Annotated in this window: 1 pseudogene; it reads right to left on the bottom strand. The window is 39.7% G+C overall.

Annotated features, from left to right (window positions below):
• Positions 1-320, bottom strand: a pseudogene (locus DWW68_RS13315) (transposase); the annotation flags it as partial.

Below are 320 nucleotides of genomic sequence, written 5' to 3'. Positions count from 1 at the left end.
TCATGGGGATCTATGAGATTAATCCTGTAGTCCGGAATTAATTTTAATATTTCCTTATCATCAATACTTAACATTTCGTGGAGACATCTTGGTCCATCCCATGGTCTGTCTCCAAAATATACCGTCAGGGTTATTATTCCGGCTATCTTATCTTCTTTCTTAAGCCCTGACAAAAATTCACTGTTATCCCTTAGTTTTCTCTTTCTTCTGTTTTCCTTCGATTTTCTCTCCACCTGGTCGGCGTACCCCATAAAATCATACAGGCCGTTTCTTACCGGCTGGGCATAATGTACATTGGATGCGTTTTCAATTCCCAAAAG

This window comes from Eubacterium sp. AF16-48 (assembly GCF_003479405.1).
Taxonomy (GTDB): domain Bacteria; phylum Bacillota; class Clostridia; order Lachnospirales; family Lachnospiraceae; genus Eubacterium_G; species Eubacterium_G segne.
This window is presented reverse-complemented; position numbering and strand designations above follow the sequence as displayed.